Here is a 25,216-nt window from a genome sequence, read left to right as displayed (position 1 = left end):
CAAAGTAAAAAAATTATGCAAACAATGTAGCAAAAGCGTCTTCTATCTTACCCACTAAAATGAGTTTAATCGAATGATTTTTAGATGTAATCTTATTGTATTTTGAAGTTACAAATGTTTTATACCCTAGCTTTTCTGCTTCAACTATACGTTGATCGATTTTAGAAACAGGACGAATTTCTCCTGCTAAACCTACTTCTGCAGCGAAACATACATCTGGATTAATTGCAATATCTTGATTTGAAGAAAGAATTGCTGCCACAACAGCTAAATCTATTGCAGGATCGTCGATATAAATACCTCCAGTTACGTTTAAGAACACATCTTTTGCACCAAGTTTAAATCCTGCTCTTTTTTCTAAAACAGCTAGAATCATGTGCAAACGTTTTAAATTATAACCGGTAGTAGATCTTTGTGGAGTTCCATAAACTGCTGTACTTACTAAAGCTTGAATTTCTATCATTAACGGACGAACACCTTCTAAAGTTGAAGCAATTGCTGTTCCACTTAAATCGGTATCTTTTTCTGAAATTAAAATCTCTGACGGATTTTTAACTTCACGTAAACCGTCGGATAACATTTCATAAATTCCTAATTCGGCTGTAGAACCAAATCTGTTTTTTTGAGAACGTAAAATTCTATAGGTATGATTTCTGTCTCCTTCAAACTGAAGTACAACATCTACCATATGTTCTAAGATTTTTGGTCCCGCTATATTTCCGTCTTTATTAATGTGTCCGATTAATAAAACCGGTGTATTTGTTTCTTTTGCAAATTTGATCAACTCAGCGGAAGTTTCTTTAATTTGAGAAATACTTCCCGGTGAAGCTTCAATATTATTCGTGTATAATGTTTGAATAGAATCTATGACTAAAACATCAGGCTGAACTTCTTCAACATTTCTGAAGATTTGTTGTGTATTTGTTTCTGTTAAAATCAAGCAATTTGAATCTTCATTTTGCAAACGCTCAGCTCGCATTTTAATTTGTGATTGACTTTCTTCTCCAGAAACATACAATACCTTCTGCGGAATTTGCAAAGCAACTTGCAGCAGTAATGTTGATTTACCGATTCCTGGCTCACCTCCTAATAAGGTTATAGAACCTTTTACTAATCCGCCACCTAAAACCACATCTAACTCATTATTTCGAGTAATAATTCGCTCTTCTGTATTCAATTCAATTTCTTGAATTCTTCTAGGTTTAGAAACAACTTTTTGTGTATTTGAAGGGGTTTTCCAATTTCTTTTTTCTTCCTTTTGGATTACTTCTTCTACAACTGTATTCCATTGTTTACAATTCGGACATTGTCCTATCCATTGCGCGTGTTGCGCTCCACAATTCTGACAGAAAAAAGTTGTTTTTGTTTTTGGCATGAAATCGATTATACTTGAACAATATCAAAACTAATACATTTATTATTCCTTAACAAGAAATAAAAACACATCAACCTCATATTATCTTTTAATTTGTATTCGTTCAGTTTCTCCGTTAATGTATACGATTGCAGTAGATCCTTTTACTTGTATACTTTCATATTTACATGAGATTATTTCTTCTCCTTTAAAATTCATTAACCCAAATCTACTCGCTTTTTGAACTAAAGCTAAATCTGAAGCTATTTCTCCAAACATTCCAATCGCATTATATTCAATAGGAACAGCAACTTTTCCTACTTTATTTATGAAGCCAAACTCACTACCTTTTTGAACTAACGCCCAATCTCTATGAATTTCACCGAACATTCCAATGGCAATATATTCTATAGGAACAACAACTTTTCCTACTTTATTTATAAAGCCAAACTCATTACCTTTTTGAACTAATGCCCAATCTCTATGAGTTTCACCGAACATTCCAATCGCATTATATTCGATAGGAACAACAACTTTTCCTGATTTGTTTATAAAGCCAAACTCACTACCTTTTTGAACTAATGCCCAATCTCTATGAATTTCACCGAACATTCCAATGGCAATATATTCTATAGGAACAATGATTTCTCCTTTTCTATTTATAAAACCAAACTTATTACCTTTTTGAACTAATGCCCAATCTTTATGAATTTCACCAAATTTACCGACTACAACATAATCCTTGGACAAGGTTTCATTTTTAACCTTTGTTGTTACATCATTTTTAGAATACTCTCCTTTAATGTTGTTGTTTTTATTGAAAGCAGTTACTAAAAAATAAATAGCAATTAAACTTGTAGTAATTAGAATTGAAACTTTTTTCATTGTATTGGTTTTTAGATCAAATAGTTTTTTTATTTGCCACGATTCTTTGTGCCTATTGAAATTTGAATTTTGACTTGAAGTTTCAAAAAAATCAATCTCTAAAAACTCAGCAATAATTTTAATTGTTGCAGCTCTTGGTTCTACCACACCATTTTCAATTCTTTGAATTGTTCTAATAGTTAAGTTACATTTTTCTGCAACTTCAGCTTGTGTTAAACCTCTAGCTTTTCTTATTCTGACTAACTCTTTTCCAAAACTAAGTTTATCCATTCAATTTCAAATTTATAGCAAAACTATTTTCTAATTTTAAGTTTTCAAAAAATAACCAAAGCTTTATAGACGACATAAGCACGACATTTATCTATTTCTCTAAAATACAATAGAAAAACTTATATAATACTACATGTATACTATAGTAAAATGTAGTATTATTTTGCTTTGTTATAAATAGGTAATAGTAAAAAAGCTAGTCCGCCAAATACTACAATCATTAAAGTCTGCGCAGTCCACATTATCCAACCGAAAGCTTCACTAGGATCTTTTTCAACACCAAATAACATAAATGCACCAGCTACAGCTATAGGATATAATCCTATTCCTCCATTGGTTGCTGCAATGCTAAATCCGCCTGCAATAAAACCGATTAAAACTGCTCCAAAAGGAACTTGTAAACCCTCTATCGATGGAATGGTTACCCAAAACATAGCAACATACATTACCCAGATAAATACAGTATGAAAAATAAATGCCCATTTATTTTCCATCTTAAAAATACTAGTAGCGCCTTCTATTAATCCGTTGACAAAGTTTTTGATTTTTAATCCAATTCCTGAATTTGCTTTCTTTACGTAACTAGTAAAAATTAAAAAACCAACAATTAGTCCGGCTAAAAGAATAATAATTTTAACTGGATTAAAGTTCTTAGTTAATAAATTATAAATGAAATCAAACTGAACAAATAAAGTGATTGCAATAACTATAAGCATCATTAGTAAATCTGCCATTCGTTCTGCAACGATAGTTCCAAATCCTTTTTCAAAAGGTATATCTTCGTAATTTGTCATGACTAAAGCACGAGAAACTTCGCCAGCTCTTGGCACGGCTAAATTTACCAAATAAGCAATTATAACTGCCATGGTACTATTACCAAAATCTGGTTTATACCCCATTGGTTGTAACAAAAACTTCCAACGATACGCTCTAGATAAATGACTTAGAACTCCGAAAAAAAGCCCTAAAATAATCCAACCGTAATTAGCAGATTTTACGTAACCAATCATTTTGTCTTTGTCCATTCCTGACAAAGAATACCATACTAAAAAACCTCCCAAAATGAGAGGTAAAATGATTTTTAAAATTTTCTTTTGTGAAGTATTCAAACTACTCTAATAAATTTGTTTCCTCATTAGGAAATACTAATTGAGGCTTAAACTTTTTTGCTTCTTCTAACTCTAAGAATCCGTATACAATTAAGATTAAAGTATCACCTTTTTGAACTCTTCTAGCTGCTGCACCGTTTAGTGTAATTTCTCCACTTTTTCTTGGTCCTGGAATTGCGTAAGTCTCTAAACGTTCTCCATTATTATTATTTACGATTTGAACTCGCTCTCCTTCTATGATTCCAGCGGCATCCATTAAATCTTCATCTATGGTGATGCTCCCGATATAATTTAAATCTGCACCAGTTACTTTAACTCGGTGAATTTTAGATTTTACAACTTGTACTAACATGCGACAAAAATACTGTTTTTAAGGAATTTATTCTTTAATTATTTTAATTGTTTTTGAATCGGACATTGTCTATCAATCTAATTTCTCCAGCAAATACGGCAATAAATGCACGGTATCTTTTTGTAGCATCAAAATTTTCAGCAGTTTGTAAAGTTTTTTCTTCAGCTATAATAAAATACTCTAATTCTAGAAGTGGATGTTTTTTAAATTGATTCTCTAACCATTTCGTTATTTCCGTTACATTTTTTGTGCCAATTTTTTTTCTAGCTTTTTTTAAAGTTTTATGAATAAAAGGTGCAGCTTCTCTGTGCTCAGGAGTTAACCTTGTATTTCTAGAACTCATTGCTAAACCATCCTTTTCTCTAAAAATCGGCATTCCTTTTATTTTGATCGGAAGATTTAACTTCTCCACCATTTTTTTAATGATTTGAAGTTGTTGAAAATCTTTCTTTCCAAAGTACGCAACATTTGGTTCTACGATTTCAAATAAAGCTTTAACGATAGTTCCTACACCATCAAAATGTCCATCTCTAAATTTTCCTTCCATTTGATGTTCTAATCCATCAAAATCAAAAGGCTCAGAATTCACATTATCCCCATAAATTTCGCTAACGGCAGGCACAAATACAGCATCACAATTTACACTTTCTAATAATTCAGCATCTTTCTCAAACGTTTTCGGGTAATTATCTAAATCTTCTTTCTTGTCAAATTGTGTAGGGTTTACAAAAATACTCACAATTGTAATATCATTTTTCTGTATCGCTCTCTTTACCAAAGATAAATGTCCTTTGTGGAGCGCTCCCATTGTAGGCACAAATCCGATTGAATTTCCTTCTTGTTTTTTTTGTGAGATATAGCTTTTTAAATCTGATTTAGACTTGAATATTTTCATGTGTAAAATTATTAGAACAAGAGCAAAATTAGCAATTTAACAGGATTTTAGCATAAAATTTCGTAGTTTTGCCGCTTTATAAAGAGTTCGATTTAATGAAGGATAAGAGAATATTATATGTTTCTTCGGAAGTAATTCCATATTTACCAGAAACAGAATTATCATCTACGGCGTTTAATGTTGCTAAATATGCACATTCTAAGGGGGTTCAAACGCGAATTTTTATGCCTCGTTTTGGGGTAATCAACGAAAGAAGGCATCAACTACACGAAGTGATTCGTTTATCAGGGATGAATCTTATCATCGACGATATGGATATGCCTTTAATCATAAAAGTTGCTTCTATTCCTAAAGAAAGAATGCAAGTATACTTCATTGATAACGATGAATATTTTAAGCGTAAAGCTATTTACACAGACGAAGATGATAAGTTATTCGATGATAATGATGAAAGAATGATCTTCTTTGCTAAAGGTGTAGTAGAAACTGTAAAGAAATTAAACTGGGCACCAGATATTATTCATGTTCACGGATGGATGGCTTCTTTATTACCTTTATACTTAAAAGAATTTTACAAAGAAGAACCTTTATTCAGTGAAAGTAAAATCGTTACTTCTTTATACAGTAATGAATTCCCAGGAGAATTAAATCCTAAACTTATTGATAAAGTAAAGTTTGATAAAATAGACAACGACACTGTATCTCATCTTCAAACTCCAAATCAAGAAAATATTTTAAGAAACGCAATCTTAAATTCAGATGCTATTATTAAAGGAAGTTCTGATTTTTCTGAAGATTTAGAACAATTCATTTCTGAAAGTGGCGTTACTGTTCTTGACTACCAATCTGAAGAGTATTTAACTGAAGCTTATCTAGATTTTTATAGAGAAAACGTATTAGAGCTTCAAGATTCTTAATTTATCAAATTTAAATAATGAAAAAGATTTTTTATATATCTCTAGCTTTCATAAGCTTTCTTTTGGTGATGTCTTGTGAGAAAGATTTTAGAGAAATAGGAGGAAATGTAATTAGCAATAACGAATTCAGTACAGACAAGGTAACTCTTGAAGTAGAAATTACTCCTGTAGATATCAGTTCTGTTAGAGCAGATAATATAGCAATTGGTTCTTTAGGCGAATACTGGTTAGGAGTTTATAACAACAATGATTATAAATCAATTAACGCTTCTTTTGTGAGTCAATTAAGCGTTTCTACACCAAACCCTAAAACTGCAGATGTACAAAGTGCTGTAGATGTAGATGATGAATTTCCTTTAAGAAAAGTTGATTCTTTCTTTCAATTGGATAGAGTAGTTTTAAAACTTCCATATACAGCAACAAACATTAGAACAACTTCTGACAACCTTCCAAAATTCAGATTAGATTCTGTATTAGGAGACGCTACTAAAAAAATGCCATTATCAGTAATTGTTAATGAAACATTTTTAAACACTTTAGATCCTAGTAACCCAACAGAAACTAATAGTTTTCAATCTGATTTCAATTATGCTGGAACAGAAATTTTAAATGAAGATTTAGGTTTCGAATTCATGCCAAATCCTAACGATACAATGTATGTTATTACAAGAAGCGTTAGTGATCTTATGGGAAATGTTAGCGGTACTTATTTAGATACTATTAAGTTAAACAATGGAAATACGAGTGCTGCTCCAAACCCGTTTTTAGTAGTTCCTTTGGATACTGATAAAATGAAAACCATGTTCTGGGATCGTTTTAGCGGACCTGAATTTGAAAACTCTGTAGCTTTTAACAACTACTTTAAAGGAATTAAAGTTGAAACTAACGCTACAGAAGGAGCAATGGTTCCTTTCCAGTTAACAGGAAACACAAACTCTGGTTCAGTTGAGTTTTATTACACAATAACTCGTTATGAGATTAAAGAAGGAGAAACAGCTCTTACACTAAAAGACACATTAGCTAGAAACTACTCTTTCCCATTGAATAGAGTTAGAAATAGTAAATATACAATGTCTCCAGTTCAAAATACACCTCCTGCTAATAGCTTCAACATTCAAGGAACTGCAGGAAGTATGGCAAGAATTAATATTTTAAACGCCACTGATCTTCAGGATTTAAAAGATAGAAATATCCTAGTTAATGACGCCACACTAACTTTCAATATTGATGCATCTAGAGATACAACATCAGTTCCATTACGTATGTTACTATATAGAGAAACTGCTGATGGTGACGAACAAATTAAAGACGCAATAACTGAAGGACCAATTTTATTCGGAGGTACATTACAATTAGAAGATTCTAAACCTAGTTCTTATTCTTTTGGAATAACGGATTATGTTTCTGATTTAATTTCTGGTGAACTTCAAGAAAATTCACCTTTAGTTTTAAGAGTTTTCAACACACCTACAGATTTAGCAGTTGATCCAAACACAGGAATACTAAGAAGTTTGAATGTAGAAACTTACAACTGGAATCCTAGAGGAGTTACAATTTTAAATAATTCTGCTAGTAACGGTGAAAAGAGAGCTAAATTGACTATTTCATTTACAGAAGAAAAAGACGACAATTAATTAAAGCCTAAAAATTATGTGTGGAATTACTGGTTACATAGGAGAAAGAAATGCTTATCCAATCGTAATTAATGGTTTAAAGAGACTAGAATACAGAGGATATGACAGTGCTGGAATAATGATGTATGATGGTTCGGAAATGAAACTATCAAAAACTAAAGGGAAAGTTTCTGACTTGGAAGTTATCACCAATAACGATGAATCTAGAAAAATAGGTAAAATTGGTATTGGTCATACAAGATGGGCAACTCACGGAGTTCCTAATAATGTCAATTCTCATCCACACTTTTCTCAATCTGGAAATTTAGTCATTGTTCATAATGGTATTATTGAAAATTATGACACCATTAGAAAAGAACTAATCTCTAGAGGTTACCAATTTCAGAGTGATACTGACACTGAAGTTTTAGTTAATCTTATTGAAGAAATTAAAGACAAAGAAGGTTGCAAATTAGGTAAAGCTGTTCAATTAGCTTTAACTAACGTTATTGGAGCATATGCTATTGCGGTTTTTGACAAAACAAAACCTAACGAATTAGTAGTAGCACGTTTGGGAAGTCCAATAGCTATTGGTGTTGGAAAAAACAATGAAGAGTTTTTTGTTGCTTCTGATGCTTCTCCATTTATAGAATTTACAAAAGACGCTGTTTACTTAGAAGATGGTGAACTTGCAATCATAAAAAAAGGAAGAGGAATACGTGTTCGTAAAATAGATAACGACAAACCAGTTGATGCTAAAATTCAAGAATTAAAATTGAATTTAGATCAAATCGAAAAAGGTGGTTATGATCATTTCATGTTAAAGGAAATTTACGAACAACCAAAAGCTATTACTGATACATTCAGAGGAAGAATGCTAGCTAATGAGGGGATTATTCGAATGGCTGGTATTGATGATAATATCTCTAAATTTTTAAATGCAGATAGAATCATCGTTATCGCTTGCGGTACATCTTGGCATGCTGGATTAGTTGGAGAATATCTTCTTGAAGACATGGCCAGAATTCCTGTTGAAGTAGAGTATGCTTCTGAATTTAGATACAGAAATCCTATTATAACTCCAAAAGATGTAGTTATTGCTATTTCACAATCTGGTGAAACAGCTGATACACTAGCAGCAATTAAACTTGCTAAATCTAAAGGAGCCTTTGTATTTGGAATTTGTAATGTTGTAGGATCTTCTATTGCAAGAGAGACTCATGCTGGCGCTTATACTCATGCAGGACCAGAAATCGGAGTTGCATCTACAAAAGCATTTACAACTCAGATTACAATACTTTCTTTAATTTCATTAAAGTTAGCTCAAGCGAAAGGTACTTTATCTAAAACTGCTGTAAATAAGTATTTACAAACTATGCAGCAAATTCCTAGTCAGGTTGAGAATTTATTGAAAATAGACAAAGAGGTTCAAGAAATTGCATATCATTATAAAGACGCAACAAACTGTTTATATTTAGGTAGAGGATTCAATTTTCCAGTTGCATTAGAAGGTGCTTTAAAGCTTAAAGAAATTTCTTACATCCATGCTGAAGGATATCCTGCAGCTGAAATGAAACATGGACCTATTGCTTTAATCGATGAGAATATGCCTGTTTTTGTTATAGCTACAAGAAAAGGTCACTACGAAAAAGTAGTAAGTAATATTCAAGAGATTAAATCGAGAAGCGGAAAGATTATTGCAATTGTTACTGAAGGTGATGAAACTGTAAAAGAAATTGCAGATCATGTAATTGAAATTCCTGAAACCGAAGAAGCTTTTACACCGTTATTAACAACAATTCCTTTTCAATTACTATCATATCACATTGCAGTAATGTTAGGAAAGAATGTTGATCAGCCTAGAAACTTAGCAAAATCTGTTACTGTTGAGTAGTAGTAGAGTAGAGAAATAAAACAAAAACCAGCTTTATCAGCTGGTTTTTTTTATTCCTATTTTTTAGGTTACTTTTTTAAAAAACTTGCATAAATGGGAAAGTGATCTGAAAAACCTCCCTTATACCATGGTCCAATATATGTTCTAAATGGACTTCCTTTACGTTTTCCTTTATGAGTTTTTAGCCATCTTTTATTAAAAATTTTTGCTGCTATGAACTTGTGTTCAACTTCACCATCTAATAAGTTCTTAGAAACGATAATTTGATCGAATAAAAACCATTCTTTTTTGTACGTTAAAGAACCTAATCCTTTAGCATGAAGATTTAACATCGGATTATAAAAATCTTCTGAAACTAAATAATCTTTAATACTTTCTGAAGATGGATTATCATTAAAATCTCCCATAATAATAATCTTTGCCTGTTGATCTTCTTCTTTTATTTCCTCAATTACTTGTTTAACTACTTTAGCTGCTTTTATTCTTTTATGTCTAGTAATCTCTTCACCTTCTCTTCTAGACGGCCAATGATTTACGATAATGTGAATTAAATCTCCATTTAAAAAACCAGAAACTAATAAAACATCTCTTGTATGATCTCTTTCTCCATTTTCATCAATAAAATCGAATTGAATTTTTCTACTATTTACAGGATCAAAAAATTGATCTCTGTAGAGTAAAGCTGTATCAATTCCTCGTTCATCTTTTGATTCAAAATGAACATATCTATAACCATATTCGAAAAGTTTTTTTTGATGAATTAAGTCATTCAATACTTTAGTATTTTCTACCTCAACTAAACCAACAATTGCTGGAGCTTCATTAGATGAATCTTTCCCTATTTGAGAAATTACATAACTAATTTTCTGAAGCTTTTTAAAATATCTTTTATGATTCCATTTTCGCTCACCTGTTGGTGTAAATTTGTCATCATTAGTTAACGGATCATCTATTGTATCAAATAGATTTTCAACATTATAAAAAGCGATATTAATGATTTTATCTCTACTGTAGTTCATTAGTAATATTTCGTAAACTAAAAACGCAACCTTTTGGTTGCGTCTTTATTAAATTGTTTCTCCTAACTCTTTTAATTTAGAAGTATTTTCAGCAAGCATAAGCTCATCTATAATTTTTTGAATATCTCCATTTACAATATTTTGTAAATCGTAAAGTGTTAATCCAATTCTATGATCTGTAACACGACCTTGTGGATAATTATATGTTCTAATCTTAGCCGAACGATCACCAGAAGTTACCATAGAACCTCTTTTTGCTGCATCTTCAGCTTGCTTTTTAGCCAACTCTAAATCATATAAACGAGAACGTAATACTTTAAATGCTTTTTCTTTGTTTTTGTGCTGAGATTTCTGATCCTGACATTGTGCAACTAATCCTGTTGGAATATGTGTTAAACGAACTGCTGAATATGTTGTATTTACAGACTGACCTCCAGGTCCAGATGAACAGAAGAAATCGATACGAACATCTTTTGGATTAATTTCAACATCAAACTCTTCAGCTTCAGGGAAAACCATACAAGTTGCAGCAGAAGTATGAACTCTACCTTGAGTTTCTGTTTGAGGTACACGTTGTACACGATGTACTCCAGCCTCGAATTTTAAAGTTCCGTAAACATCTTCACCTGAAACTTCGAACTGAATTTCTTTAAATCCACCATTTGTTCCTTCACTATAATCTACAATAGAAACTTTCCAACCTCTACCTTCACAATATTTAGAATACATTCTAAATAAATCTCCAGCGAAAATACTTGCCTCATCTCCTCCTGTTCCAGCACGTAATTCAACTACAGCATTTTTACCATCTTCAGGATCTTTAGGAATTAATAAAAATTTGATTTCTTCTTCTAAAGTTGGAATTCTATTTTTAGCTTCATCCATCTCCATTTTAGCCATTTCAACCATTTCTGCATCACTTCCATCTGCAATGATTTCTTTAGCCTCATCTATATTGTTTAAAAGCGTTTGATATTCGTCCGCTTTTTTAACAACTTTACCTAAATCTTTATATTCCTTATTTAACTGAACATAACGTTTTTGATCAGAAATAATATCCGGTTGAATGATTAAATCTGATACCTCATCAAAACGTTGTTTAACAATCTGTAATTTATCTAGCATTATTCTTTTCGTTGGTGTGCGAATTTACGACTTTTCTTTAAATTTGTTGTACTGGAAATCAGTGTATGAACAAAAATTGTTTGATATGAAACAGCTATTTTTTATTTTTTTTCTTTTGATAATCGTCTCTTGCAAGCAAGAAGTAACAAATCCGGATTTTTTAATAGGAAAATGGAAACGTGTTAATAACGAAGGTTCTAAAGAAACTTTTGAAATATGGAATCAGAATTTTAATGGAATTGGATATTCTCTTCAAGAAAAAGATACTGTTTTTAAAGAGATTTTATCAATCGTTGAATTTAAAGGAAATAAATATTTACAAGTAACAGGTGTGAATCAAAATCCAACATTATTTGAGATCACTGAACTAACTAAAAACTCATTAACTTGTACAAATCCAAGTAATGAATTTCCTAAGGTAATTTCCTATTGGTTAGAAGGTAAACAATTAAAAGCTAAAGTTGCTAATAACGACTTTGCAATTGATTTTGTTTTTGATAAAATAAAGTAGTTTTAGCTCTTTATCAATAAAACAATACCTGAAATAAAAAGCAAACTTAAAACCATATTTTTCATCGCCTTTTCATTAAGTTTAGAATAAAGTTTCTTACCTAAAAATGTTGCTAATAAAAAAACAGGAATAACAAGTAGCGAATCGTAAACATGATTCACTGTAAGTATATCTTGCACAAATAGAATTGGCACTCTGGTAATTGTAATCAAAGCTAAAACACCGATCATTGTAGCTCTAAACACTTTCATATCTACAACAGCGTTTTTCACAACCATAACGTATAAAGGTCCGCCTGTAGAAAATAATCCTGAAAAAAAACCACCAAACAAACCGAAAACAAACCCAAGTTTTGGATTTTTTACTCCTTCATTTTTAATTAGAAATGTAGTATAGATAACGTATAATAAAATAAAGAATCCGAGCATTTTTTTAAGAACTAAAGGTTTTCCAAATTGCAACACCCAAATACCTATAGTCACACCTATAATTGTAGCTAAAATTAATTTAAAAATTACCGATTTATCTATATTCTTCCATTCTTTAGAAACTAAAATGATACTAGAATACAAATAAAACAATGCCAAATAAGCAATTGCATCCTGCAAACTCATACTTATTAATAAAATTGGCAAAGCAACTAAAGCACCAGCAAAACCAACTACTGTTTGTATAAAAAAACCTAGAAAAATTGCTAATATCAATATTAAAAAAACACTTAGAGCCATGATAGAAAAATCAATAAAATTTTGAATCAAAATTAAAAACCCATTACTTTAGTAGGAAATTAATTCAGTTGTGTTTTATGAAATATCAAGTTGAATTCATTTTTTTAAACTAAACAAACAAACGATTCAATGGTTGATGAAATAGATCTTTCTATCCTTAAAGAAATACAAGCAAATTCTAGAATATCATTTGCCGACATAGGCAGAAAAATCAACTTATCTCCTTCTGCTGTTCGAGAAAGAGTTCAAAAGCTTGAAGACAATGAAGTAATTAAAAAATATTCAGCAGATATAGATTACGCAAAAATTGGTTACGGAATAGAAGCTTTTATCATACTGAAATTATATAGTGGAAAACTGAAGATCTTTATGAAAGATTCTCTTCAATTTTCGGAAATTAAAAAAGCTTATCGAATTACTGGATCACAAAATATTCATATGAAAGTAGCTTTAAGAAATCAATTACATTTACAGGAATTCATAGATAAATTAATTGATTATGGAGACACAACAACTCATTTAATTTTATCTGAAATTACTAAAAACTAAAAATCAAATTGTAATTAAGAATTTATTGACAAGTTTTTTACACTTCTTTTACAATCGTTTGACACTTTTCACGAATATCAAAAATAGTTTTACTCAGAATTTAAAAATCTAAATCAATGAGAAAAATTATTATCCTATTTGTGACTCTAGTTTCCCTAATTTTAAACAGTAATGCTCAAGAAAAAATAAGTATAAACACTGAACAGAGCACAATTAAGTGGACTGGAGAACTTACATTTCATTTTGGCAGACATGACGGCTATATAAAATTTAAGGAAGGTTTCTTTATAAAAAAAGGAGATAAAATTACTGGCGGTGAATTTATAATAGATATGAGTTCGATGACTAACAGTGATATTAAAGAACAAGAAGGAAAAGAGAGTTTAATTAATCACTTAAAAGATCCGGATTTTTTTGATGTTGAAAAATTTCCATTAACAAGTTTAGGAATTACAAAACCTATTAATTTCAGAGCTAATTTTGATTTTGATAAAAAAGAAATGAATACGCGTTTTAAAATAGACCGAAGAAAATGGAATGTAAACTACACTAGCAAAGTAAAAGATTATGCTATTTCTGATGCTTTAGGATTTGAAGTTATAATAAAATTATAATTATGAAAAAGACAGTATTAACTTTATTATTCTTGCTTCAAATTTTACTTCTTTTTCCTCAAAAGAAAGAACAACATTATAACTACAAAAACGCTAAATCTTCTATTATTGAATTGGACAATTCTTGGGGAAAAGAAATTTTTTCATTTCCGATCCCTTTTGCTAAGAATATAATTTACAAAGGAATAGCAGAAGTTAGATTTCCACCTGAAGGATGGAGGAATCCAGATCATCAAAACTTTTGGTCTTATGTTTATGTATGGAATATTGATTTAAATAGAGAAATTACTAAAGATGAATTAGAGATAAACTTACAGCTATATTTTGACGGTTTAAACAATATTGAAAACAATAAAGACTTAAAAAAACATAAAGCAGTAGCGAAGCTACACAAAGATAAAACTACATACAAAGGAGTAATTACAACTTATGATAGATTTGCTACAAATACTGGATTAAAGCTAAATGTAATTATAGAAAATACGTATTGTAAAACTGATCAGAAAAACATTCTTCTTTTTAAATTTTCCCCTAAAAAATACAACCACAAAACATGGATTATGCTAAAAAACATAGATTTAATCGAAGGTTTATGTAATTAAACCTAAACACTTCATCATTCATCACTCAACACAGAAACCCTCTTAAACAACTACCTCACAAACAATTACCTATTTGTATGTATATAAAAAAACTGTTTTCTAAATAATTTTACTTCGAATTAAAATTCTATTTGATCAAATTGAATAATTAAACGAATACAAAATAATTGAAAATGGAGAATTATAACTACATAAATGAAACTACCGAGATAGTAATTGAAGATTTTAGTATAGAACGAATTGATTCTAATGATTTATCAACCGAATCGAATACAAAAGTTAAAGACGTGATATTATTACATGGTTTCAATCCTACTGGTTTTTTCAGTTCTAATAAAGAAATGATGAATGAAATAAATCAGACACTATTACGTCAACTTAGAGGTAAAAAATATAGAACATGGAACATATCATATAAAACTGGAGATTCATTTGATATGGGCGCCCAATCTATCTTAAACAGAATAGCAAAACAAGGTTTATCTTTCAACGATTGTACTATAGTAGCTTACAGCATGGGGGGAATTGTAGCTAGATCAATGATCTCGAAAGGCTTTCATGTTAAAAATCTAATCACTATTTGTAGTCCACACGAAGGAATAGCTCCATCATTTTTTTTCGCTCCATCACCAGGACCACAATCTATAATGCCATATAGTGAAGTTTTACACCAGCTAAATCATAACGAAAATGACATTAATAATCGACATAAATACTATTGTTTTGGAATTACTTATGAAGATTTTAGAGGTCATCATGACAACGATACAGTAGTATATCTTGAAAGTGCTTTAGCTAAAAAACTGAACGGAATTAGACATAGAGAAAGAATTCACCTAAAATACGGAACTGGTGCTGTTGGTTTTGACCCTCACGGTAGAGGCAAAGATCCAAAATTTCTTAACCCGGTATTCAGACTTTGCAAAAGGTTGTTCGTATAAATTAGAAATCAAAAAAAATTAAAAACATTAATTATGGATTTTGAAAAAATCAATCAACTTATAGATGACAATAAAGAGAATTTAACAATAAAACCAGTATTAGAAGAAGAGATTGTTTCTAAAGATATGCTTATAGAAATAGATAAGATTTATAAAATTACTAGACCTATTTTGATTGCGCTTCAAGGCACACTTATCTTACCTAAAAACTGGATTAAAAGCTTAAAAACTTTTATAGGATTATTAGATGGAGTTTCTAGCATGTTGAAAACTGAAAATAAAGAATTAAATATTGCATCTGGTAGAGTTTTTAGTGAGCGAATTGGAGCAAAACATCAAGGATGGAAAAGCACAGGAATTGAAATTAAAAAAGGTGAGACCGTACATATCACAGCTTCAGGAATTATAACTTTCGGACCATGGGGAAGTTGGCCTTTTAGCCCAAATGGCGAATTCAATGTAACTGCAGATCATGGTGCTCCAGCTCCTGGTTTAACTAAAAATAGTTTGGTTGCTCAAGCTGGAGGATTACCTGTATTCATAGGATCAGCTGGAACCATAACAGCAGCTCAAGACACAGTATTACAAATAGCTGCTAATGATAATTGGTCAGCAGACAATGATGGTGGTTGGTATTTAACTGTACGAATTAGTTAGTAAAAACACTTTTAAGAATTCATTACTCCAAATTCATTTTAAAACAATATGAACTTGGAGTTTTATTATTTTTGACAAGTAAAAAACAATAATTCAACTCATTATGTCTTATAAAAAAACTGACATAAACCATTTACTTGAAACTATATTCTCAATTACGCTAATTTGTTTTTGCTCTGTATTAAATGCACAAATCGAAAACAAGTCTGAAACAGATAATATCTTACTTCAGTTTAATAAAGAATTTGGAACTAACTATTCATATCTTAAGAAAACAGATTCAACACATTTCATTTTCTCTCCTAAAAAGGAAAAATATTATCCTGTTACATATGGGGTCATCAACAAAAAGAATGAAATCATATATAAACCCTATTATAAAAAGATAATTTATCTCAACAATACTTACTTCTTATTAAAAAATAAAACTTTATTCTCTTCTAATCATAAAAAAATAGATAGCGTTGTTGATTTTTTCAGAAATCGTAATGAGCTTGTAATTAGAAAAACAAATGGAATGTTCTATTTGTGCAAACAAGACTTTACTTACATGATGAAAAACTTCAAAAGTCTACAAAAACTACTAGAATTTAGACCGGTAAAACAACCTGATTATAAAATCAAAAAAACTAAAACAAATACATTGACACAACAGAATGAAAACCAAATAAAAAAAGCTAAAAACAGAAGAGTTTTAATTGAAGAAGGAATATTAAGTAAAGTATTAAACAATGGGAAATTCGATTATAAATTAATTCAAGGAGATGAAAATTTTAATATCGAATCTATAGATTATGCTTTGGTTTGCGGAGTAGCTAGCTGGAGTGGTTACACGTTCAGCATAGGAAGTAAGATTTTAACTCGTATATCGGAAAACACGGATAAAAAAATCCCAGTAATATTAATTGACTATGATTTTGTGAAAAGTGATGAAGATAATACTGCTAAAATTTTTATTTCGCGCTTTTGGAAACATTTCCCATCATGTTGGGTGGAAAATGGACAAATAGTTAAAAGACATGAAAAACAACAAGATTTAGAACCTTTAATTGAATTCATCAAAAAACGATTAACAGAATTAAATCAGAAGAAATAAGTAAATTCAAAATATAAAAAAAGCCTCATAAATGAGGCTTACAATATTTTAGTATTCAAAAGTTCCAAATTCACTTTTTATAGTTAACTTCTTATTATCTGAAGCTTCTACTCTACCAACAATTTTAGCATCTACATTAAATGATTTCGAAATTTTAATAATTTCTTCAGCAACATCTGGTTTCACATAAAGCTCCATTCGATGTCCACAGTTAAATACTTGATACATTTCTTTCCAATCTGTTTTCGATTGCTCTTGTATCAATTTAAATAATGGTGGAATTTCGAACATATTATCTTTTACAATATGAAGATTATCTACAAAGTGTAAAATTTTTGTTTGCGCTCCACCAGAACAATGAATCATTCCGTGAATTGAATCTGATTTATATTTTGATAAAATCGCCTTAATAATTGGTGCATATGTTCTTGTTGGAGAAAGCACTAATCTACCAGCATCAATTGGTGAATTTTCAACTTCATCAGTAAGCTTAACATTTCCAGAATATACTAAATCAGCAGGTACAGCAGCATCAAAACTTTCTGGATATTTTTCAGCTAAATAATTATTGAAAACATCGTGACGAGCAGATGTTAATCCGTTGCTTCCCATTCCTCCGTTGTATTCCTTTTCATAAGAAGCTTGACCAAAAGAAGCCAACCCTACAATTACATCTCCGGCTTGAATATTCGCATTATCAATTACATTTTCGCGCTTCATACGAGCAGTTACCGTAGAATCTACAATAATTGTACGTACTAAATCTCCAACATCTGCAGTTTCACCACCAGTTGAATGAATTGTAACACCAAATTCTTTCAACTCAGTAATTAACTCTTCCGTTCCATTTATAATTGCCGATAAAACTTCACCTGGAATTAAATTCTTGTTTCTTCCTATAGTAGAAGATAACATAATATTATCTGTAGCTCCGACACATAATAAATCATCTATATTCATGATTAACGCATCTTGAGCAATACCTTTCCATACAGAAACATCTCCAGTTTCTTTCCAATACATATATGCTAAAGATGATTTTGTTCCAGCACCATCTGCATGCATAATTAAGCAATGTTCATCATCATTCGTTAAATAATCTGGCACGATTTTACAAAATGCTTTAGGAAATAAACCTTTGTCGATATTCTTAATCGCATTATGCACATCTTCTTTAGATGCAGAAACACCTCTTTGTGCGTATCTTTTAGAAACTTCTTGACTCATTATTTTGTGTTGTTGTTGGGTGCAAAATTACTTTAAAAGGTAAGACTACCAAAGTAATTTACTGTTATTTACTTCTTCGTTCATATATTACTGTATCTCTCCAAACTCCATTCTGCTCAGCAATTCTTTCTCTAAAACCAACTTTTCTAAATCCGAATTTCTCGTGAAGACGAACACTTCCTATATTTTCAGGAAACATACTTGAATATAAAGTCCAAATTCCGTTTACCTCTGAAGATTTGATCAAATTATTCATTAATAAGGAACCAATACCTTTTCCTGTTACAGATGATTTAATGTAAACACTTACCTCGGCCACACCTCTGTATTCAAATCTGGCAGAAACTGGAGTCAACGCACACCAACCTAAAACTTCTTCTTTACTAATAAACACAAATCGACTATGTTTGTGACAATTAGAATTCCAAGTTTCCCAATCTGGAACATGAGTTCGAAAAGTAGCATTTCCTGTTTGAATTCCCTCTTCGTAAATTTTAACTACTTGTTTCCAATGCTCTTGTGTAAAAGGTACAATCTTCAAAACATCTTATTTAGTAAATAATAACTCTCTATATTTTGTTAATGGCCATAAGTTATCATCTACTAACAATTCTAATTTATCTACATGATAACGAATATCTTCTAAATATGGTTTCACCTTATTACAATACGCTTCTGCATTCTTTTGACCAGATAACTTATTTGCTTTTTTGCGTTGATCGGTCATATCTTCAATCATAGAATTAATTTCTACAATATGATTCGATATTCTCTTAATTAAATCTATTTGTTCCGAAGCATATTTTTGATAATCATTACCAAAGATTTCTTTTAATCCCTTTACATTTTCTATTAATGTATTTTGATATTGAATTACCGTAGGAATTACATGATTTCTAGAAATATCTCCTAAAACCCTACTTTCTATTTGAATTCGTTTAGCGTATTCTTCTAACTCAATTTCATGACGAGCTTCTAGCTCCACACGATTCATCACTTTCATTTCCTCAAAAACAGCAATACTTTTATCACTAATCTTTGCTTTTAAAGCTTCTGGTGTAGTTCTATGATTACTCAACCCTCTTTTCTTTGCTTCCTTTCCCCAAGAATCACCATAACCATCACCTTCGAATCGAATATCTTTTGAAGCTTTTATATATTCACGTAAAACATTAAAAACCGCTTCATCTTTTTTCAATCCTTTACCATCAACCAACTTATCAACTTCTACTTTAAAATCTTTAAGTTGTTTCGCTATAATCGTATTTAAAACTGTCATTGGACCAGCACAATTCGACCAAGAACCAACAGCTCTTAATTCAAACTTATTCCCTGTAAACGCAAATGGCGATGTTCTATTTCTATCTGTATTATCCAATAAAATTTCTGGAATTTTACCAATAATATTGAGTTTTAAATCTGTTTTTTCCTTGGGAGAAAGTTTTCCTTTGGTTACATTCTCTAATTCATCTAAAACCTGAGAAAGTTGAGATCCAATAAAAACAGATATAATGGCTGGCGGAGCTTCATTTGCACCTAATCGATGATCATTTCCCGCGCTAGCTATCGAAGCTCTTATCAATTCTTCATATTCGTAAACAGCTTTAATTGTATTCACAAAAAAGGTTAAAAATTGAAGATTTTTCATTGGAGTTTTTCCTGGACTCAATAGATTAACTCCAGTATTAGTGCTTAAACTCCAATTGTTATGTTTTCCAGATCCATTAATTCCTTTGAAAGGCTTTTCATGAAACAAAACTTTAAAATTATGCTTTTGAGAAACCTTTTTCATCAAATCCATTAATAATGAATTGTGATCAACAGCTAAGTTTGCTTCCTCAAAAATTGGCGCAACCTCAAACTGATTCGGCGCAACTTCATTATGTCTTGTTTTTACAGGAATTCCAAGCAACATACATTCTTGCTCTAAATCTCGCATAAAGTTTAAAATACGAGTTGGAATAGAACCAAAGTAATGATCATCTAATTGTTGTCCTTTTGCTGAAGCATGCCCCAACAAAGTTCTACCAGTCATCATTATATCAGGACGAGAAGCTGCCAAAGCTTTATCTATCAAAAAATATTCTTGTTCCCAACCTAGAGTAGCAGAAACTTTAGTTACATTTTTATCAAAATATTTACAAACAGCAGTTGAAGCATCATCAACAGCTTGTAACGCTCTTAATAACGGAGTTTTATTATCTAAAGCTTCGCCTGTATACGCAACAAAAACTGTCGGAATACATAAAGTAGTATCGTATATAAAGGCTGGCGAAGTTGGATCCCATGCTGTATATCCTCGAGCTTCAAAAGTGTTTCGAATTCCTCCATGAGGAAAAGAAGAAGCATCAGGCTCTTGTTGCACTAATTTTCCTCCATCAAATAATTCCATTGCATTACCTCCTTCTATAGTCTCAAAAAAAGCATCATGTTTTTCTGCTGTAGAACCTGTTAACGGCTGAAACCAATGTGTGTAATGTGTAGCTCCTTTAGATAAAGCCCAATCTTTCATACTTACAGCTATTTGATCTGCAATCTTTCTATCTATTTTATGTCCAAATTCAACAGCATCTCTTACACTCTTATAAGCTTCACTTGTCATATACTGCAACATTGACCTTTCATTAAACACAAATTCAGCATATAACTTAGAACGTCTCTCCTTTTCCTCAACAAAAATAGGTTTCCTATTCATTGTTTCTTGCAATGCATTAAATCTAATTGTAGCCATTATTAATAATTTTGCGCTAAATTAATATTAATACCCTAAAAAAATAGGGGGTAAATTATTTATTTTTAAAAAAAAGCTTTTTTACCCCTTAAAAATTTGGGGGTAAATTAAAAATTATACATTTTTGCACCATAAACTAATTAACGTTATAAAAAATCATGGCTAAATCTAAGTTAGAATACATTTGGTTAGATGGATATTATCCAACTCAAAACATGCGAAGTAAAACTAAAGTTATTGAAGACTTTAGCGGAAAATTAGAAGACTGTCCTATTTGGTCTTTTGATGGATCATCAACAAAACAAGCTGAAGGAGGAGACTCTGATTGTTTATTAAAACCTGTAGCTATTTACCCAGATCCTGCACGTGATAATGGTTATTTAGTTATGACTGAAGTTTTAAATGCTGATGGAACTCCACACGAAACTAATGGTAGAGCTGGTATTGATGATGATGATAACGATTTCTGGTTTGGATTTGAGCAGGAATACTTCATTATGGATACTCACACTCAATTACCTTTAGGATTCCCTATTGGTGGTTATCCTGGACCTCAAGGAATGTATTATTGTTCTGTAGGTGGTAAAAATACTCACGGTCGTGATTTTGTAGAAGAGCATGCTGATTTATGTATTGCTGCTGGATTAAACTTTGAAGGAATCAACCAAGAGGTTGCTTCAGGTCAGTGGGAATTCCAATTATTCGCTAAAGGAGCTAAAAAAGCAGGTGATGAAATTTGGGTTGCTCGTTATTTATTAGATAGATTAACTGAAAAGTACGGATACTACATCGAATATCACCCAAAACCAATTAAAGGTGACTGGAATGGTTCTGGTATGCACGCTAACTTCTCTAACACTTTATTAAGAACTTGCGGAAGTAAAGAAGTTTACGAAAAAGTATGTGAAGCTTTCAGACCTGTAACAAAAGAACACATTGCTGTTTACGGAGAGTACAACGATCAACGTTTAACAGGATTACACGAAACTGCTTCTATTAACGATTTTAGTTATGGTGTATCTGATAGAGGTGCTTCTATTCGTATTCCAATTATTACTGTAGAAAAAGGATGGAAAGGATGGTTAGAAGATCGTCGTCCGGCTTCTAATGCTGACCCTTACAAAGTAGCAGGAAGAATCGTTCAAACTGTAAAAAGTGCTGATATTAAATAATATCTCAACATAAAAAACAAAAAAGCTCACATAACTTATGTGAGCTTTTTTTGTGCTATCATCTACTATATAAATGCTAAAAAGATAAAAACGCAATACCCCAAAAAGAGTACAGCTCCTTTTAATCTAGTTAATTTAAACTTTTCAGGAATAAAAACTAATGGTAGAATTACAAAAGCAAAAGCTAACATCCAATAAATATCCCTAGTTAAAATTTGAGGCTCAGTTACAGGAATAGTCTTAATTATAGATGTTAAACCTAAAACTGATGCTATATTAAAAATATTAGATCCAATTAAATTACCTAATGAAATTGCCTTCTCTCCTTTTACAGCCGCAATAACAGAAGCTGCCAATTCAGGAACACTTGTACCTATCGCTATCATTGTAATAGAAATCACACCTTCACTAACACCAACACTTTCTGCCAAATCTTTAGCTCCTTTAACTAATAAATCCGAACCAAAATACAATGCCACAGCTCCAATTAACAACCAAAAGAATATTTTTCCATAACCTATCTTAGCCAATTTATCATCAACTTCATCTGAATCTGAATCATCTTCTTTTGCTGATTTAATTAAAACTACCAAGAAAACAACTAAACCTAAAAATAAAGTTATCCCTTCAGTATTTGTTAATTGATTATCATTTTGAAGAAAATAAAAGATCGCTAACGAAAAAAGCATCATTACAGGCCAATTTAACTTATAAAAATCTTTACTCACTACTATCGGCCCAATTAAAGCAGTAACACCAAGAACTAAACCTATGTTAGCAATATTGGAACCTATCACATTATTAATAGCAATAGCCGGCGAGCCATCTAAAGCCGCTTGTAAACTAACCAATAATTCAGGAGCAGAAGTAGCAAAAGACACCACTGTCATACCTATTACCATTTTTGATATGCTCAACTTAAAAGAAAGCCCAACTGAAGCTTTCACTAAAAAATCACCTCCAAAAACTAGCAACACCAACCCTACAAGAACATATAAAATACTCATATAATTAAAAATTTTTATTGCGAATATAGACAATTATACGTTGTTTAAATTTCAATTTTCAACAACAAAAAAACATCAAATTTTAATCTTGAAAATTTGAATGATTTATTTACTCAAAAAGATAAAATCAAGTTTTCTCCTTCTTTAAAACATCATTTTTCCTTTGCTTTTAAAGTACAACCAAAAAACACCCTTTATTTCATTACATAAATAAACAGTATCGATATTTTAAGTTTTAATTAAAAACATTGCACAAGTAAACAGAGTTACAAATTATAACTTTTATTGTTTTTTTGACTTCATATGTAAATTCAATTAGATTAAATCTATTTCAAAAATTTGGTAATGATATTTCGTTCGTCATATATTCATCAAACAATTTCGAAATTGATCTAATTACTAACTAAAAAACAACTTAAAAAATGATAACTATCATATTAAAATTAACAGTAGCTTTTATTGAACTTATATCAAGTGTAATTCAAACTATTTTTTAATAACAACTATTTAAAACATTAAACTAACTATGCTAACATTTTTCGGAATTTTATTAATCCTATTAGGATTTACATCTATAGTAATAAAACCCTTCTTTAAACAAACAAAAGATTTAGAATGGTTAACAACACAGAAAAGTATTACTGTGATTATTACAGGTGTATTATTAAGTATAACCTCTGGGATATTCTTTTATGCTGAACCTGGAACTGCTTACGCTGTTCAATATCCATGGGGTGGACAAAAAGCAGTATTTCAACAAGGTTTAAAAACTAAAATGTGGGGAAGATTAATCCCTATACAATTTGAAATCCCAGTAAAATATGTAATACCAAATAAAAAGGGACAATTAGGAGATCAAAGTCAGTATGCCTATGTAGATAAATCACGTCAATGGGAATTTAACGACGCTGTAAAGGGGAAGATTGCTACATCAATTGTGATAAGCATTGATATTTCAGATGAAAAACAGTTTTTATCAGTTGCTGATAGAAACAAAACAGAAAAGAATTTAATACGATCTAGAATTATACCTAATATCGATCAATCTATAAAGAATACTTGTAAGCTTATGGCTGCTCAAGATTATATTTCCGGTCAGGCTGCAGATTTCGATAGATATTTTCAGGATCAATTAGAAAATGGAATGTATGTTTTAGAAGAATATGCTGAAAACCAAAAACCAGAAATTATTGGTGACAGCACTGTAACTAGAACTATTCCTAATAAAGAATCACGCCAAAAAAGATTCAGAATAAAAATGGAAAATGGCGAACCTGTAAGAGTAAAAGGAAACTCATTAAAATCATACGGTTTGACTGTAGTACAAGCTGTGGTTACAGAAATTGATTGGGAAGAGACTTTTGACAACAGATTACAATTACAAAAAGAAGAAGTTGCACAAACACAATTAGAAAAACAACAAGCTGAAAGAGAATTTTATCGTGCACAAAAAGAAAAAGCAAAAGGAGAAGCAGAAAAAGCAAAAGAAAGAGCTAGATTAGAAAAAGCACAAATACAACAGACCATTGCAGCTGAAACAGAAGCAAAAGTTGCTGAGTTTAATTTAACAAAAGAAAAGAAACAATATGAAGTTGAGCAATACAAAGCAAAAAGTAAAAAGTTAGCCGCAGATGCTCAAGCCTATGAAAATCAAAAATTAGTAAGCGCAGGACTTACACCTCAAGAAAAAGCAGAATGGGAATACAAAACCGCAGTGGGAGTTGCTAAAGAATTGAAAGACTTAAAACTTCCGACTACCTACATAGAAGGAAGTACAGGGAATAAGAACAGTGGGAATTTGCTACAATCATTAATTGGCGCTGAATTAGCTAAGAAAATGATTGAAAAGAAGAAGTAGAAAACGAAAAAGTGAAAACGAAAAAGTGAAAACGAAAAAGTGAAAACGAAAAAGTGAAAACGAAAAAGTGAAAACGAAAAAGTGAAAACG

The 25,216-nt window shown here is 30.9% G+C and carries 24 protein-coding genes; 12 read left to right on the top strand and 12 right to left on the bottom strand.

The window, feature by feature from the left end:
• Window positions 1–13: 13 nt before the first annotated feature.
• From radA to panC, 5 genes are all read right to left on the bottom strand, one after another.
• A complete protein-coding gene (gene radA / locus Q1A46_RS08590) occupies window positions 14–1,375 on the bottom strand; it encodes a DNA repair protein RadA (RefSeq protein ID WP_299676717.1) in 1,362 nt (453 codons plus the stop codon).
• Window positions 1,376–1,456: 81 nt separating this feature from the next.
• The gene (locus tag Q1A46_RS08585; protein ID WP_299676714.1) at window positions 1,457–2,509 is read right to left on the bottom strand and encodes a WG repeat-containing protein; all 1,053 of its coding nucleotides are present in this window, start codon (window positions 2,507–2,509) and stop codon (window positions 1,457–1,459) included.
• A gap of 158 nt (window positions 2,510–2,667) precedes the next feature.
• Window positions 2,668–3,618: a lysylphosphatidylglycerol synthase transmembrane domain-containing protein gene (locus tag Q1A46_RS08580; protein WP_299676711.1), complete on the bottom strand. Its 951-nt coding sequence runs from the start codon at window positions 3,616–3,618 to the stop codon at window positions 2,668–2,670.
• Between the two features lies 1 nt (window position 3,619).
• A complete protein-coding gene (gene panD / locus Q1A46_RS08575; protein ID WP_299676708.1) occupies window positions 3,620–3,970 on the bottom strand; it encodes an aspartate 1-decarboxylase in 351 nt (116 codons plus the stop codon).
• 43 nt (window positions 3,971–4,013) lie between these two features.
• Window positions 4,014–4,865 (bottom strand): pantoate--beta-alanine ligase, encoded by an 852-nt coding sequence (panC, locus tag Q1A46_RS08570; protein ID WP_299676705.1) that lies wholly within the window; start codon window positions 4,863–4,865, stop codon window positions 4,014–4,016.
• Between the two features lie 95 nt (window positions 4,866–4,960).
• Between panC and Q1A46_RS08565 the strand changes: the two genes are divergently transcribed.
• From Q1A46_RS08565 to glmS, 3 genes are read left to right on the top strand one after another with little or no spacing between them, the layout of a single operon-like run.
• Window positions 4,961–5,782: a glycogen/starch synthase gene (locus Q1A46_RS08565; RefSeq protein WP_299677162.1), complete on the top strand. Its 822-nt coding sequence runs from the start codon at window positions 4,961–4,963 to the stop codon at window positions 5,780–5,782.
• A 17-nt stretch (window positions 5,783–5,799) separates the two neighbouring features.
• Window positions 5,800–7,416, top strand: coding sequence for a DUF4270 family protein (locus tag Q1A46_RS08560; RefSeq protein ID WP_299676702.1), 1,617 nt, complete (start codon window positions 5,800–5,802; stop codon window positions 7,414–7,416).
• Window positions 7,417–7,432: 16 nt separating this feature from the next.
• On the top strand, window positions 7,433–9,289 hold the full coding sequence (gene glmS, locus Q1A46_RS08555; RefSeq protein WP_299676699.1) for a glutamine--fructose-6-phosphate transaminase (isomerizing): 1,857 nt from the start codon (window positions 7,433–7,435) through the stop codon (window positions 9,287–9,289).
• A gap of 68 nt (window positions 9,290–9,357) precedes the next feature.
• Here the strand turns inward: glmS and Q1A46_RS08550 are convergent, their stop codons facing one another.
• Together Q1A46_RS08550 and prfA are read right to left on the bottom strand one after the other, a co-directional pair.
• Entirely contained in the window at window positions 9,358–10,308 is a 951-nt protein-coding gene (locus tag Q1A46_RS08550) for an endonuclease (RefSeq protein ID WP_299676696.1), read from the bottom strand.
• 48 nt (window positions 10,309–10,356) lie between these two features.
• Window positions 10,357–11,433: a peptide chain release factor 1 gene (prfA, locus tag Q1A46_RS08545; protein ID WP_299676693.1), complete on the bottom strand. Its 1,077-nt coding sequence runs from the start codon at window positions 11,431–11,433 to the stop codon at window positions 10,357–10,359.
• 85 nt (window positions 11,434–11,518) lie between these two features.
• On the opposite strand from prfA, the gene Q1A46_RS08540 reads away from it, so the two are divergent.
• A complete protein-coding gene (locus Q1A46_RS08540; RefSeq protein ID WP_299676689.1) occupies window positions 11,519–11,944 on the top strand; it encodes a hypothetical protein in 426 nt (141 codons plus the stop codon).
• Between the two features lie 2 nt (window positions 11,945–11,946).
• Here Q1A46_RS08540 and Q1A46_RS08535 read toward each other — a convergent pair whose 3' ends face one another.
• Complete coding sequence (locus tag Q1A46_RS08535) at window positions 11,947–12,702, bottom strand: sulfite exporter TauE/SafE family protein (RefSeq protein ID WP_306420514.1); 756 nt, start codon at window positions 12,700–12,702, stop codon at window positions 11,947–11,949.
• A 99-nt stretch (window positions 12,703–12,801) separates the two neighbouring features.
• Between Q1A46_RS08535 and Q1A46_RS08530 the strand changes: the two genes are divergently transcribed.
• The 6 genes from Q1A46_RS08530 to Q1A46_RS08505 all read left to right on the top strand — a co-directional run bounded on the left by Q1A46_RS08530 (window position 12,802) and on the right by Q1A46_RS08505 (window position 17,131).
• Entirely contained in the window at window positions 12,802–13,221 is a 420-nt protein-coding gene (locus tag Q1A46_RS08530) for an Lrp/AsnC family transcriptional regulator (RefSeq protein ID WP_299676686.1), read from the top strand.
• A gap of 116 nt (window positions 13,222–13,337) precedes the next feature.
• Window positions 13,338–13,835 carry a YceI family protein gene (locus Q1A46_RS08525; protein ID WP_299676683.1) on the top strand — a complete coding sequence of 166 codons (498 nt, stop codon included), beginning with the start codon at window positions 13,338–13,340 and terminating at the stop codon, window positions 13,833–13,835.
• A gap of 2 nt (window positions 13,836–13,837) precedes the next feature.
• Window positions 13,838–14,437, top strand: a complete 600-nt coding sequence (locus Q1A46_RS08520; protein ID WP_299676680.1) for a hypothetical protein — start codon at window positions 13,838–13,840, stop codon at window positions 14,435–14,437.
• A 173-nt stretch (window positions 14,438–14,610) separates the two neighbouring features.
• Window positions 14,611–15,378 carry a triacylglycerol lipase gene (locus tag Q1A46_RS08515; protein WP_299676677.1) on the top strand — a complete coding sequence of 256 codons (768 nt, stop codon included), beginning with the start codon at window positions 14,611–14,613 and terminating at the stop codon, window positions 15,376–15,378.
• Window positions 15,379–15,411: 33 nt separating this feature from the next.
• On the top strand, window positions 15,412–16,035 hold the full coding sequence (locus Q1A46_RS08510) for a hypothetical protein (RefSeq protein ID WP_299676674.1): 624 nt from the start codon (window positions 15,412–15,414) through the stop codon (window positions 16,033–16,035).
• Between the two features lie 103 nt (window positions 16,036–16,138).
• Window positions 16,139–17,131 (top strand): hypothetical protein, encoded by a 993-nt coding sequence (locus tag Q1A46_RS08505; protein ID WP_299676671.1) that lies wholly within the window; start codon window positions 16,139–16,141, stop codon window positions 17,129–17,131.
• 48 nt (window positions 17,132–17,179) lie between these two features.
• Here the strand turns inward: Q1A46_RS08505 and Q1A46_RS08500 are convergent, their stop codons facing one another.
• The 3 genes from Q1A46_RS08500 to Q1A46_RS08490 form a co-directional block, all read right to left on the bottom strand.
• On the bottom strand, window positions 17,180–18,358 hold the full coding sequence (locus Q1A46_RS08500) for an AIR synthase related protein (protein ID WP_299676668.1): 1,179 nt from the start codon (window positions 18,356–18,358) through the stop codon (window positions 17,180–17,182).
• A 64-nt stretch (window positions 18,359–18,422) separates the two neighbouring features.
• Window positions 18,423–18,899 (bottom strand): GNAT family N-acetyltransferase, encoded by a 477-nt coding sequence (locus Q1A46_RS08495; protein ID WP_299676665.1) that lies wholly within the window; start codon window positions 18,897–18,899, stop codon window positions 18,423–18,425.
• Between the two features lie 6 nt (window positions 18,900–18,905).
• Window positions 18,906–21,089, bottom strand: coding sequence for a glutamine synthetase III (locus tag Q1A46_RS08490; protein ID WP_299676662.1), 2,184 nt, complete (start codon window positions 21,087–21,089; stop codon window positions 18,906–18,908).
• 158 nt (window positions 21,090–21,247) lie between these two features.
• Between Q1A46_RS08490 and Q1A46_RS08485 the strand changes: the two genes are divergently transcribed.
• Window positions 21,248–22,261: a glutamine synthetase beta-grasp domain-containing protein gene (locus tag Q1A46_RS08485; RefSeq protein ID WP_299676659.1), complete on the top strand. Its 1,014-nt coding sequence runs from the start codon at window positions 21,248–21,250 to the stop codon at window positions 22,259–22,261.
• Between the two features lie 65 nt (window positions 22,262–22,326).
• Here the strand turns inward: Q1A46_RS08485 and Q1A46_RS08480 are convergent, their stop codons facing one another.
• On the bottom strand, window positions 22,327–23,268 hold the full coding sequence (locus Q1A46_RS08480; RefSeq protein ID WP_299676656.1) for a calcium/sodium antiporter: 942 nt from the start codon (window positions 23,266–23,268) through the stop codon (window positions 22,327–22,329).
• A 526-nt stretch (window positions 23,269–23,794) separates the two neighbouring features.
• Here Q1A46_RS08480 and Q1A46_RS08475 point away from each other — a divergent pair.
• A complete protein-coding gene (locus tag Q1A46_RS08475; RefSeq protein WP_299676653.1) occupies window positions 23,795–25,126 on the top strand; it encodes an SPFH domain-containing protein in 1,332 nt (443 codons plus the stop codon).
• Window positions 25,127–25,216 lie beyond the last annotated feature (90 nt).

The organism is uncultured Tenacibaculum sp. (assembly GCF_947502995.1).
Taxonomy (GTDB): Bacteria; Bacteroidota; Bacteroidia; order Flavobacteriales; family Flavobacteriaceae; genus Polaribacter.
This window is presented reverse-complemented; position numbering and strand designations above follow the sequence as displayed.